Annotated in this window: 10 protein-coding genes; 6 read left to right on the forward strand and 4 right to left on the reverse strand. The window is 62.8% G+C overall.

Annotated elements, in window-relative coordinates; translation table 11 throughout:
- Window positions 1-154: 154 nt before the first annotated feature.
- From ACZ9H4_RS32045 to ACZ9H4_RS32065, 5 genes are all read left to right on the forward strand, one after another.
- Entirely contained in the window at window positions 155-1150 is a 996-nt protein-coding gene (locus ACZ9H4_RS32045; RefSeq protein ID WP_408148952.1) for a LacI family DNA-binding transcriptional regulator, read from the forward strand.
- 217 nt (window positions 1151-1367) lie between these two features.
- Window positions 1368-2771: an MFS transporter gene (locus ACZ9H4_RS32050; RefSeq protein WP_408148954.1), complete on the forward strand. Its 1404-nt coding sequence runs from the start codon at window positions 1368-1370 to the stop codon at window positions 2769-2771.
- A 27-nt stretch (window positions 2772-2798) separates the two neighbouring features.
- Window positions 2799-4583 (forward strand): IlvD/Edd family dehydratase, encoded by a 1785-nt coding sequence (locus tag ACZ9H4_RS32055; protein WP_408148956.1) that lies wholly within the window; start codon window positions 2799-2801, stop codon window positions 4581-4583.
- A gap of 78 nt (window positions 4584-4661) precedes the next feature.
- Window positions 4662-5849, forward strand: a complete 1188-nt coding sequence (locus tag ACZ9H4_RS32060; RefSeq protein ID WP_408148957.1) for a fumarylacetoacetate hydrolase family protein — start codon at window positions 4662-4664, stop codon at window positions 5847-5849.
- Between the two features lie 133 nt (window positions 5850-5982).
- Window positions 5983-7425, forward strand: coding sequence for an aldehyde dehydrogenase family protein (locus tag ACZ9H4_RS32065; protein ID WP_408148959.1), 1443 nt, complete (start codon window positions 5983-5985; stop codon window positions 7423-7425).
- A gap of 308 nt (window positions 7426-7733) precedes the next feature.
- Here the strand turns inward: ACZ9H4_RS32065 and ACZ9H4_RS32070 are convergent, their stop codons facing one another.
- Together ACZ9H4_RS32070 and ACZ9H4_RS32075 are read right to left on the reverse strand one after the other, a co-directional pair.
- Window positions 7734-8003 (reverse strand): DUF4148 domain-containing protein, encoded by a 270-nt coding sequence (locus ACZ9H4_RS32070; protein ID WP_121324558.1) that lies wholly within the window; start codon window positions 8001-8003, stop codon window positions 7734-7736.
- Between the two features lie 219 nt (window positions 8004-8222).
- Window positions 8223-9134, reverse strand: a complete 912-nt coding sequence (locus ACZ9H4_RS32075; RefSeq protein ID WP_408148961.1) for a LysR family transcriptional regulator — start codon at window positions 9132-9134, stop codon at window positions 8223-8225.
- 173 nt (window positions 9135-9307) lie between these two features.
- Here ACZ9H4_RS32075 and ACZ9H4_RS32080 point away from each other — a divergent pair, with 173 nt between their 5' ends.
- Window positions 9308-10408: an NAD(P)H-dependent flavin oxidoreductase gene (locus ACZ9H4_RS32080; RefSeq protein WP_408148970.1), complete on the forward strand. Its 1101-nt coding sequence runs from the start codon at window positions 9308-9310 to the stop codon at window positions 10406-10408.
- Between the two features lie 143 nt (window positions 10409-10551).
- On the opposite strand, the gene ACZ9H4_RS32085 is transcribed toward ACZ9H4_RS32080, so the two are convergent.
- Entirely contained in the window at window positions 10552-10788 is a 237-nt protein-coding gene (locus ACZ9H4_RS32085) for a tautomerase family protein (RefSeq protein WP_408148963.1), read from the reverse strand.
- Between the two features lie 61 nt (window positions 10789-10849).
- Window positions 10850-11560 carry an SDR family NAD(P)-dependent oxidoreductase gene (locus ACZ9H4_RS32090; RefSeq protein WP_408148965.1) on the reverse strand — a complete coding sequence of 237 codons (711 nt, stop codon included), beginning with the start codon at window positions 11558-11560 and terminating at the stop codon, window positions 10850-10852.
- Window positions 11561-12245: the final 685 nt, after the last annotated feature.

Raw genomic sequence — 12245 nt, forward strand, 5'->3', positions numbered from 1 at the left:
GGAACGCGCGTGAGCCCGGCATCCGACGCAATGTGCGGGCGAGGGTGAAACCTCGCCCCGTGCCGGGTGCCGCCAGGTATCATGTGCGTTCCGTGACTTCCGCGCACTCGCAGTGATCCCTACCATGACGTCCAGGCCGCCTGTCCCGCCCCGCATGTCCGATGTTGCCGAACGCGCCGGCGTGTCGAAGATGACCGTGTCGCGCGTGCTGGCTGGACGCAGTGTGTCGCAGGCCACGCGCGAGAAGGTGCAGAAGGTCATCGACGAACTGGGGTATGTGGCCGATGCGGCCGCCGGCGCATTGTCGTCGGGGCGCTCTGAGTTCGTCGCGGTGCTGGTGCCGTCGCTGTCCAGCTCCAACTTCTCCGACACGGTGCGCGGCCTCACTGCCGCGTTTAGTCCGCATGGTCTGCAATTGCTGCTCGGCGATACCGACTACCGGCTCGAGCAGGAAGAGCTGCTCGTGCGCTCGATGCTGCGCCACCAGCCGCGCTGCGTCGCGTTGACGGGCGGCCGGCACACCGAGGCGACCCGCACGCTGTTGCGGCGCGCGGGTATCCCGGTCGTCGAAATGTGGGACCTGCCTGCCGATCCGATCGACACCGCAGTGGGCTTTTCGAATGCCACGGCGGCGCGCGCGATGGTTCGGCATCTGCATGAGTGCGGCTATCGGCGGATCGGTTTTATCGCCGGGGCGAGCGAGCGCGATCGGCGCGGTCTCGACCGGATGCGCGGCTATGTCGCTGAAATCAAGGCGCTCGGGCTCGGCGAGCCGCGCGTGATCCGCCTTGGCGAATCGCCGATCACGATGAGTCACGGCGCACCTGCCATCGGGGCGCTGCTCGAGGCGTGGCCCGATACCGACGCCGTGATGTGCGTGAGCGATATGTCGGCGTTCGGCGCGATCATGGAGTGTCACCGGCGCGGGTTGTCGGTGCCTGGCGACATCGCGATTGCCGGTTTCGGCAACTTCGAGGTGTCGTGGTGTTGTCAGCCGAGCATCACCACGGTGTCGGTCGATGCCTACGGAATCGGCTTGCGGGCCGGCGAGACCTTGCTCGCGGCACTGGCGGCGCGCGAGGCAGGGCAGACGTCGCGCACGAAAGCGGTCAAGATCGACTTTGAGGTAATTGCTCGGAACAGCGCCTGAGCCACCGGCTCGGCGCCAGCCGCGGCTGACTCTCCAGGCCGTATTTCGCGCAGAAAGTCAGGGATATCCCTTGGTTGTTCAGATGATGAGCCACGCGTAATATCCGGATTCAGAAATGTTACCGGTAACTTAGATCGGGGACGATACAGCGGCCTACGTGGCACGCGGCTGTGGCGCCCGGGACATTTCCCAGAAAAATACGCTGATGGAGATTTGAATGACCACTGTGCCGTCCGCCGTCGCCGCGACTTCCGCGAGGAGCAGCGAGTTTGAAGAAAAAACCTATCGCAAGGTCGTGCGCCGTCTGTTGCCGGTGCTGTTGCTGTGTTACGTCGTGGCTTATCTGGATCGGGTGAACGTCGGCTTCGCGAAGCTGCAGATGCTCGACGACCTCGGTTTGTCCGACACCATGTACGCGATCGGCGCCAGCGTTTTCTTCTGGGGCTACTTCATCTTCGAAATTCCGAGCAACGTGTTCCTGCATCGCTACGGCGCACGCTTCTGGATCGCGCGGATCATGTTCACGTGGGGTCTCGTGTCGATGGCGCTCGCGTTCGTTGAGCCGCTCGCGCGTCTCGCGCATGTCGAAACCGCGACGATGTTCTACACGTTGCGCTTCCTGCTCGGGATCTGCGAGGCCGGTTTCTTCCCCGGCGTCATTCTTTATCTGAATTACTGGTTCCCGGCACATCGGCAGAGCCGCGTCATGTCGGGCTTCCTGATCGCGATGCCGGTCAGCCTGATGCTGGGCGGCGTGGTGTCCGGCTGGTTGATGGACCACACCGCGGGCCTGTTCGGCTACCAGGGCTGGCAGTGGATGCTGCTGATCGAAGGCGTGCCGTCGCTGTTGACCGCGTTCGTCGTGTACTTCTCGCTCGATGACGGCATCGAGCGCGCACGCTGGCTCACGCCGCAAGAAAAGAGCCTGCTCGCGGCGAATCTGCAGCGCGAGAGCACGCACAAAACGGCGCGCTTCGGATCGGCGGTGCGCGATCCGCGCGTGTGGCTGCTGGTGGCGATTCTGCTGACCTTCAACACGGGCTTCTACGGCCTCGCGTTCTGGCTGCCGTCGATCATCAAGGCGACCGGTGTGCAGGACCCCTTGCATATCGGCTTGCTGACGGCTATTCCTTATGGTGTGGCGATCATCGCGACGCTCGCCAACGCGGCGCATTCGAAGAAAACCGGTGAACGGCGCATGCACGCGGCGATTCCGGCGCTGATCGGCGGTCTCGGACTGATTCTGAGCGCGGCGTTCGCGCATCACATCGTATTGGCGATCACGTTTCTCACGATCGCCACGGCGGGGATTCTCGCGTTGATGCCGATCTACTGGACGTTCCCCGGCCAGTTGCTGTCGGGGGCGGCAGCGGCTGCGGGTATCGCGATGATCAACGCGATCGGCAACCTGTCAGGCTTCACGGGCTCGATGATCACCGCCGTCGCCAAGAACCTGACCGGCGATATCAACAACGGTACGTATGCGCTGGGCGCGTGTCTGCTGGTCAGCTGTATGCTGATCCTGCTCGTGCCGCGCAGCATGCTGACACGGGCGGCGCCCGCCGGGGACGGCAAAGCCGCCGCTCAGGCGGACGCGCCGGGCAGCACGCAAGCGGTTTAACTTCCTCAAGACAGAGAGACAAGCAACATGTCAGCATCCACACCGCGCCGGCTGAGAAGCCAGGAATGGTTCGACGACCCATCGCACGCGGATATGACGGCGCTCTACGTCGAGCGCTTCATGAACTACGGCCTGACGCGCGAAGAACTCCAGTCTGGCCGGCCGATCATCGGCATCGCGCAGACGGGCAGCGACCTCGCGCCGTGCAACCGGCATCACATCGAACTTGCGGCGCGCACGAAAGCAGGCATCCGTGACGCGGGCGGCATTCCGATGGAGTTCCCGGTTCATCCGCTCGCCGAACAGAGCCGCCGGCCGACCGCCGCGCTCGACCGAAATCTTGCCTATCTCGGCCTGGTCGAAATCCTGCACGGCTTTCCGCTCGACGGCGTCGTGCTGACCACCGGCTGCGACAAGACCACGCCCGCCTGTCTGATGGCGGCGGCCACCGTCGACATGCCCGCGATCGTGCTGTCGGGCGGCCCGATGCTCGACGGCTGGCACGAAGGCAAGCGCGTCGGCTCGGGCACGGTGATCTGGCATGCGCGCAATCTGCTCGCCACGGGCGAAATCGACTACGAAGGTTTCATGCAGCTGACGACCGCGTCGTCGCCGTCGATCGGACACTGCAACACGATGGGCACCGCGCTGTCGATGAACAGCCTCGCCGAGGCGCTCGGCATGTCGTTGCCCGGTTGCGCGAGCATTCCGGCGGCGTATCGCGAGCGCGGCCAGATGGCATACGCGACCGGCAAGCGCATTGTCGACCTCGTGCGTGAAGACGTGCGCCCGTCGCACATCATGACGAAAGAAGCGTTCGAAAACGCGATCGTGGTGGCGTCGGCGCTGGGTGCGTCTAGCAACTGTCCGCCGCATCTGATCGCGATTGCGCGGCACATCGGCGTCGAACTGAGTCTCGACGACTGGCAGCGAGTGGGCGAGCAGGTGCCGCTGATCGTGAACTGCATGCCGGCGGGCGAGTATCTCGGTGAGAGCTTTCACCGCGCGGGCGGCGTGCCCGCCGTGTTCCACGAGCTTGCGAAGGCGAACCTCTTCCACGGCGATTGTCTGACCGTAGCGGGCCGGACCATCGGCGAAATCGCGGCGGGTGCGCAGACCGGGGACCGCGACGTTATCAAGACGACTGAAGAGCCGCTCAAGCATGGCGCAGGGTTCATCGTGCTGTCGGGCAACTTCTTCGACAGCGCGATCATGAAGATGTCGGTGGTCGGCGAGGCTTTCCAGAAGACCTATCTGAGCGAGCCCGGCAAGGAGAACATGTTCGAAGCGCGAGCAATCGTGTTCGACGGTCCTGAGGACTACCACGCGCGCATCAACGACCCGTCGCTCGAAATCGACCAGCACTGCATTCTGGTGATTCGCGGTGCCGGGACCGTGGGCTATCCGGGCAGCGCCGAAGTGGTGAACATGGCGCCGCCGGTGGAACTCGTGCGTCAGGGCATCACCTCGTTGCCGACGCTCGGCGACGGCCGGCAAAGCGGCACGTCCGCGAGCCCGTCGATTCTCAACATGTCGCCAGAAGCGGCAGTGGGCGGTGGACTCTCGCTGCTGCGCACGAACGACCGCATCCGCGTGGACCTGAATTCGCGCAGCGTCAACGTGCTGGTCGACGAGGACGAACTCGCGCGGCGCCGTGAAACGGCGACGTTCTCGATTCCGCCGGCGCAGACACCCTGGCAGGAACTGTACCGCCAGACGGTGGGCCAACTCTCGACCGGCGGCTGTCTCGAACCCGCGACGCTGTATCTGAAGGTGATTGCCGAGCGTGGCAATCCGCGACATTCGCATTGAAATGCAGGTTGCAGAGCCGGGCTCGGATTCGAGCCCGGCTCTGCCCGTCTTCCAACTTTCCTGAAGAAATCCATTCCCATGTCCGCAACTTCTCAATCCAGTTTCCTTCCGGTTGACCTCGATCAGGCGCTGCTCGTGGGTCGTGTGTGGCGCAAGACCGATCAGCATGAAGGTCCGTGCGTGGTCGTCGTGCGCGGCGGCGAAGTGTTCGATATCACCGCCACCGTGCCGACCACGGCCGATCTGTTCGACCGCGAAAACGCCGCGCGCATCGCGCGGACCGCGCCGGGCGTGTCGCTCGGCAGCGCGGCGCAACTGATCGCGGCCAACCTGCCGGGCGCGGTCGCGCCGGCCGTGCAGCTGCTCGCCCCGTGCGACGTGCAGGCCATCAAGGCGTGCGGTGTGACGTTCGCGGTCAGCCTGATCGAACGCGTGATCGAAGAGCAGGCGGGCGGCGATCCGGCAAAGGCGAAGGAGGTCCGCGAGACCATCGCGTCGACGATCGGCACGGACCTGTCGAAAATCAAGCCGGGCTCGGACGCCGCGATGAAGCTGAAGGCCGAACTCGAGCGGCGTGGCGCGTGGTCGCAATACATGGAAGTGGGCATTGGTCCGGATGCCGAAGTATTCTCGAAGTCGCAGCCGATGTCGTCGGTCGGCTTCGGCGCCGACGTGGGGCTGCTCGCGGCTTCGACCTGGAACAACCCGGAACCCGAGATCGTGCTGGCGGTGAATAGCCGTGGCGAGATCGTCGGCGCGACGCTCGGCAACGACGTCAACCTGCGCGATATCGAAGGCCGCTCGGCGCTGTTGCTCGGCAAGTGCAAGGACAACAACGGCTCGTGCGCGATCGGCCCATTCGTGCGCCTCTTCGACGAAAGCTTCTCGCTCGACTCGGTGCGCACGGCCAGCGTCGCGCTGCGCGTGGAAGGCGCCGATGACGACTTCGTGCTCGAAGGCGTGAGCCACATGAGCGAAATCAGCCGCGATCCGGCGGACCTGGTCACGCAAACGTGGGGCCGGCATCACCAGTACCCGGACGGCTTCATGCTGTTCCTCGGCACCATGTTCTCGCCGATCAAGGATCGCGACGCGGCCGGCGGCGGGTTCACGCATCACCTGGGCGACCTCGTGACGATTTCGACGCCGCAATTGGGCGCGCTGACCAACACGGTCCGCCTGAGCACCGACATCGAACCGTGGACGTTCGGCGTGCGCGCGCTTTATCAGAGTCTGGCGGCGCGCGGGCTGCTCGGCGCGGCCTGAGCCGTATCGAAGAACGTATGAGGGGCCGGCGCCTCGCGCGCGGCCCAGGTGTATTTCGAGTCGCCTCCGCCCGGACCTGACGATCAGGTCTTTCGTGCGGGGGCTTTATTCCGTATCGACGGGAGAAAGAGACATGAGCCAGTTTGCAAACTACATCGACGGACAATGGGTGGACGGCGCGAGCGTATCGCGCAACGTCAACCCGTCCAACCTCGACGACGTGATCGGCGAGTTCGCGCAGGCCGACGCCGAACAGACGCAACGCGCGATCAGCGCCGCGCGCAAGGCGTTTGTGCAATGGTCGCTATCCACGCCGCAGCAGCGTTTCGATCTGCTCGATCAGGTGGGCAGCACGATCCTCGCGCGCAAGGCCGAACTGGGTCGACTGCTCGCGCGCGAAGAGGGCAAGACGCTGCCCGAGGCGATCGGCGAAGTGGGCCGCGCGGGGCAGATCTTCAAGTTCTTTGCGGGCGAGGCGCTGCGCATTGGCGGCGAAATCGTGCCGTCCGTGCGCCCCGGTATGACGGTGGAAGTGACCCGCGAGCCGCTCGGCGTGATCGGCCTCATTACGCCGTGGAATTTCCCCATCGCAATTCCGGCCTGGAAGATCGCGCCGGCGCTGGCGTATGGCAACACCGTCGTCGTCAAGCCGGCGGACCTCGTTCCTGGCAGCACGTGGGAGCTCGTGAAGATCATCGCCGAGGCGGGCGCGCCCGCGGGCGTGATCAACCTCGTCATGGGACGGGGCTCGGTGGTGGGCGAAGCACTGGTTTCTTCACCCGATGTCGATGCCTTGAGCTTCACCGGTTCTGTCGCGACGGGCCGTGCAATCGGCGCGAAATGCTTTGCGTCGGGCAAGAAATTCCAGCTTGAAATGGGCGGCAAGAACCCGATGGTGGTGCTCGACGATGCTGACCTCAACGTCGCGGTCGAAGCATGCATTAACGGTGCGTTCTACTCGACGGGCCAACGCTGCACGGCGTCGAGCCGCTTTATCGTGACCGAAGGTATTTACGACCGGTTCATCGACGGCATGAAAGCGCGCATGCAGGCTCTGAAGGTGGGCGACGCGTTGGCCGACGGCACGCACATCGGTCCGGTCGTCGACGACAAGCAGTTGCAGCAGGACGAGCGCTATATGGCCATTGCACGCGAAGAAGGCGGCACAGTCTTCGGCGGTGAGCGGGTCGAGCGCGACACGCGCGGTTACTTCCTCGCACCGGCGCTCGTCACCGACACGACGCCGGCCATGCGCATCAACCGGGAAGAAGTGTTCGGCCCGGTGGCCTCGGTCATCAAGGTCAAGGACTACGACGAGGCGCTTAAGGTCGCCAACGACACGGAATTCGGCCTCTCCGCGGGCATCTGCACGACCTCGCTGAAGTACGCGAGCCACTTCCGCCGTCACGTGCAGGCCGGCATGGTGATGGTGAACACGGCGACTGCGGGTGTGGATTATCACGTGCCGTTCGGCGGGCGCAAGGGTTCGAGCTACGGTCCGCGCGAGCAGGGCAGTTATGCCCGCGAGTTCTATACGACGGTCAAGACCGCGTATGTGAGTCCGGGCGCCGTCTGACGTTCATCGATCGAGCCGTTTGCGGATGAATGCGAGTGGTGGTGTTGCCTGCCGTTGTCGAACGAAGAATCTGCACGACGATTCGATGGCGGATGGCGACGCATTCGGCGTGGACGGCGTGAGAGTGGGAGTGCGCGGGGCAATGTGCGTGGCCACCGAAGACCAGGAGATGCCGCCGGGAATCCGGAGGCGGAGGTTCTGAAACGAAACTGGCCCGCGAAAGCGGGCCAGTTTCGTTAAACGCGCGAGCCGTAGTGTGAGTACACGCTACGGCAAAGCGACAGCAGCTTTGCTTTCTGGCGGAAAACTTACTTGGCGACTGCCTGGCCTTGTTCCGACGAACCGCTGGCGACGCCGCCAACTGCGCTGTTCTGAGCGGCAACGCGCGCTTCAGCAGCCTGGATGTTGGCCGGATATTCGTTCGGGTTCGAGCGCGCGGGGTTGTAGCCAGCCTTTTCGATCTGAACCAGTTCTGCGCGAACTTGCGCACGGGTGAGCGGCTGGTTCGATTGGGCGAAAACGGCAACCGGGGCGGCAAGGGTAGCGGCGATAACGACGGCTTGAACGAGCGACTTCATGGTACGACCTCCAGAGATTTGTCTTGTTTGGACTGCAAACTCGTCTGTCTGCAGCGATGAAGACAGTCTAGAAGCGTGAAGTGTTAGGGTAAATACCTAATTCACGAAATCACTGTTTCACAAATCAAAACAATTGGGTGCTGAACGCCCTGCTGAAGCTCATGCTGATGCAATAAGTGCAAATATTGGGATTCTGAGGTATTGCGGCCTGCCTTACCGCTATGGGCCCAGTTTCTCTATCAGAAAGTCGACGAAGCTACGCACGCGCGACGACAGGTGCCGCGCATGCGGATAAAGCAGCACGAATGGCCGCGAACAACCGCCATAAGGAATCAGCAACTCCTTGAGCGTCCCGTCGGCAAGATCTTGCTCGACGATAAACCGATACGTCTGGAAAACGCCCGCATCATGACGCGCCAAGGTCGCTCCGGACAGGACGTCACCCGAAGATCCGTAGCCGCCTCGCGTCATCGTCTCCGTCACCTCGTTTTTATGCTTGAACAGCCAGGGGAGATTGCGGCCGCTGCTAGGCAACGCATACTGGATGCAGTCGTGGTGAGGCAGGTCGTCCGGCGTTTTCAGTTTGCCGGCTTTGCGCAGATACGCGGGCGAAGCGACGACCACCAGTTCGGCATCTTCGATCTTTCGCGCAATCAGGCCGGAATCACCCGGGGCGCGTCCACGAATGGCGAGGTCGAAGCCCTCTTCCGCAAAGTCGATGTTGCGGTTGCTCAGGTGCGTTTCGATCGTGACGCCGGGATACCGCGCGCGAAATTCCGCGAGCAGCGGCAGCACACGATAGTGACCGTAGGGCGTCGGCATGCTGATCCGCAACACGCCAGTGGGAGTCGTCTGCTGGCCGGTCGCTTCGCGCTCGGCTTCCGCAAGCTGATTCAGCGCTTGCCGGCACTGTTCGAAGTATCGCCGGCCTGCATCGGTCAACCGGATCTGTCTTGTGGTCCGCACGAACAACCGGACACCTAGGCGCGTTTCCAGACGTGCGACCGAACGGCTGACGGCAGCCGGCGTGACGCTCGCGGCCGTCGCGGCAAGCGTGAAGCTCTCCAGTTCGGCGGCGAGACAGAACAGTTCGATACTGCCCAGAAGAACATCTTCGAATTGACGCTGCATGGTTTCGATGACCTGCTTTTGTCGCGTTTTTCTGGTCGGACAGAAGGGCACGCCAGGAAAGCGCAGTGTGAACGCGAGCGACCACACCGGACGGTGTGGTCGCCTTCGGCGCGAAGCGCGGGTGCTATACGATATCAGGGCTATATTGTAGAGAGCTTCGATGGGGGATAGACATGAACGAGCGGATTGACAAGCGGATGTTGCTGTCATTGTTGGGCATCGAGAAGCCGATCATCCAGGCGCCCATGGCCGGTGTCAGCACACCCGCGCTGGCCGCAGCCGTTTCCAATGCAGGTGGTCTCGGTTCGTTGGGTGTCGGAGCGATGAACGCCGCAGGAGCCCGCAAGGTCATCAAGGAGACCCGCGCGCTAACGGGCAAGCCGTTCAATATCAACGTCTTCTGTCATCGACCGGCGCAAGCGGACGAGGCGCTCGATCGGCAATGGTTGAACTGGCTCGCGCCATATTTCGAAAAATACGACGCAACACCGCCTACGTCGCTGTCGGAGATCTATACGAGCTTCGTGGCGGACCCGGCCATGCTGGATGTTTTTCTCGAAGAGAAGCCTGCGATCGTCAGTTTCCATTTCGGTTTGCCTTCTGCCGATGTGATCGCCGAACTGAGAAAGGCCGGCATCAAACTAATCGCGACTGCAACGAGCCTGGATGAGGCAGCGCGGGTTGCCGAGGCGGGCGTCGATGCGATCGTTGCACAAGGTATCGAGGCGGGCGGTCATCGCGGCATCTTCGAACCGGACGCAACCGATGACGGGTTGGGCGTGTTTGCGCTGACGCGCCTGCTGGTCAGGGAATGCCAGTTGCCGGTGATCGCTGCCGGCGGCATCATGGACGGCGCCGGGATCGCAGCGGCGCTTGCGCTCGGCGCGCAAGCCGCGCAGTTAGGGACGGCGTTTGTTGCTTGCCCGGAGACGTCGATCGACGAGGGTTATCGCCGCGCGATTCTCGCGGACGCGGCGCGCCACACGACCTTTACCACGGCGATTTCCGGTCGCGTGGCGAGAAGCATGGTGAACCGGTTCACGACACTCGGCAGCGACGCGCGCGCTCCGAAGCCGCCCGCGTATCCGATCGCGTACGATGCCGGCAAAGCGCTGCATGCTGCGGCGAAGGCGACGGGCGAGTTCGGTTACGGGGCACAGTGGGCGGGGCAGGCAGCCGCGCTCGCCAGATCGTTGCCTGCCGCAGAGCTGGTTGCGCAGCTGGAGCGTGAATTGAAGGAAAGCATCGGGCAACTGCGGCGGTTCGCGGGCTAGCAGTTCGTGCGGGCGCGATCGATTGTGGACGTGCGTTGTGGCTGAATGGGGGGCACACGTCAAGGATAATCAGTCGTCCTTGACGTGTGCCCCGGCTGCAATGCGGACTGCTGGCGCCTGAAGCAAAGGAGGCGCGCTAACGTTCAATCCGGCCTCGAACCACGCTGCTTGCGATAAGCCTCGACCGGCAACCCGCCCCAGCCCCAGTTCTCGGTCTCCACCTCCTGAATGACGACGAAGGTCGATTCGAGCGGCTTGTTCAGTACGTCGAGCAGCAACTGACTGACGCCCCCGATGAGCGCGGCTTTTTCGTCCGCGGTGACCGCGTTGTTGCCGGGCTGGGAGCCCTCACGGGTCACCTGAATTGTGACGATAGGCATGTTGATCCTCCGTAAATCTCGGTTGACTTGAAGGGCGCCGGCCGGCGGCGCCCGCATGTGATCAGTGGCCGGCGCTCTGGCCGCCATCGACGTGCAGGATCTCGCCGGTCACGAACGGTGCAGCATCAAGATACAGGACGGCGCCTACGACATCGCTCATCTCGCCCATGTGGCCGACCGGATGCAATGCCCCGAGCGCCTCGTGGGTTTCTTTCGCGTGCATCGGCGACTTGATGACGCCCGGTGAAACGGCATTGGCGCGAATGCCTTTCTTCGCGTATTCGATCGCGAGCGACTTCGTGGCTGCGTTCAGGCCGCCCTTGGTCAGCGAGGCCAGCACCGATGGCACGCCGTCGATGGCGTGGTCCGCGAGACTGGTCGTGATGCTGACCACGTGGCCGCTGCCATGCTTTTCCATTTCGGTGATGGCGAGTTGCGTGATATGGAAGAAGCCCGATACGTTGACGGCGATGAAGGTCGCGTAGTCTTCCGCGGTATAGCGGGTGAAGGGCTTGGCGATGAAGATGCCGGCGTTGTTGACCAGCGTGTCGATGCGGCCAAAACGGGCGACGGCTTCGGAAATCACCCGCTGCGCAGTAGCCGGATCGGCGATGTCGCCAGCCACGGTCAGGATGCTGGGGTCATCCGAAGGCTTGACCGAGCGTGCTGTTGCGACCACGCGATAGTCGAGTTTGCGAAACGCGTTGACCAGTTCGCCGCCAATGCCTTGCGATGCACCGGTAACGACGACGACTTTTTGTGACGTGCTCATGATTGAGGCTCCAGATAAGTTACTTGGATCAGATGCTGATCGGACCACGTGCTCCGATGGGTACGAAATCTAGGCGCATTGGAGCCAAACTCGAATACCCGTCATGGACAAACAGTCGTGCGTGCCAGGTACAAATGGATGAGCGAGGGTCGTGCTGTGGCGGCGCGCCGCGGTGGGGGAAACGTCTGAAGAATGACGCTATGCACAGGAGTGCTCGAGCTGAGCACTCATCGTTGATGAGCGCTCTACGGGTTACGTTCACACTCGGTCGTAGCGATTGAAGCGAATGTGGCGCGTTGAACGTCACGCCGACGACGATGGATGAAACGTGTGCGCGTCACGGCCATGAGACGACGGTGTCTTTGCGACGAGAGCAATCGACAGGCATGGCATTGCTCGTTTCTTTAGCGCGCCGTCGAGAGCTTCAAAAATATTTCACAAAGTGGGTTGACCGATAGGTTTTCGGTCTGCATAATTCGCCTCCCGTTAGATGACGGACGCGAAGAAAGCAGAGCTTCTGAGCGAATGATCTTTAAAAATTAACAGCCGATAAGTGTGGGCGCTTGATGCGAGACGCGACGGTGGATTCGTTGGAGTCTGCTGTAAAAGCGAAAGTATCAAGTCTCACACAGTAATGAAAGGAAGGTTTGACCGTCGAGAGATGATCGAACACTTCGTCAGTACG

This window comes from Paraburkholderia sp. TE9906, assembly GCF_056279605.1.

Coding starts and splice junctions, on each gene's coding strand:
- ACZ9H4_RS32045 (WP_408148952.1), top strand. CDS start 155: ATGTCCGATGTTGCCGAACGCGCCGGCGTGTCGAAGATGACCGTGTCG.
- ACZ9H4_RS32050 (WP_408148954.1), top strand. CDS start 1,368: ATGACCACTGTGCCGTCCGCCGTCGCCGCGACTTCCGCGAGGAGCAGC.
- ACZ9H4_RS32055 (WP_408148956.1), top strand. CDS start 2,799: ATGTCAGCATCCACACCGCGCCGGCTGAGAAGCCAGGAATGGTTCGAC.
- ACZ9H4_RS32060 (WP_408148957.1), top strand. CDS start 4,662: ATGTCCGCAACTTCTCAATCCAGTTTCCTTCCGGTTGACCTCGATCAG.
- ACZ9H4_RS32065 (WP_408148959.1), top strand. CDS start 5,983: ATGAGCCAGTTTGCAAACTACATCGACGGACAATGGGTGGACGGCGCG.
- ACZ9H4_RS32070 (WP_121324558.1), bottom strand. CDS start 8,003: ATGAAGTCGCTCGTTCAAGCCGTCGTTATCGCCGCTACCCTTGCCGCC.
- ACZ9H4_RS32075 (WP_408148961.1), bottom strand. CDS start 9,134: ATGCAGCGTCAATTCGAAGATGTTCTTCTGGGCAGTATCGAACTGTTC.
- ACZ9H4_RS32080 (WP_408148970.1), top strand. CDS start 9,308: ATGAACGAGCGGATTGACAAGCGGATGTTGCTGTCATTGTTGGGCATC.
- ACZ9H4_RS32085 (WP_408148963.1), bottom strand. CDS start 10,788: ATGCCTATCGTCACAATTCAGGTGACCCGTGAGGGCTCCCAGCCCGGC.
- ACZ9H4_RS32090 (WP_408148965.1), bottom strand. CDS start 11,560: ATGAGCACGTCACAAAAAGTCGTCGTCGTTACCGGTGCATCGCAAGGC.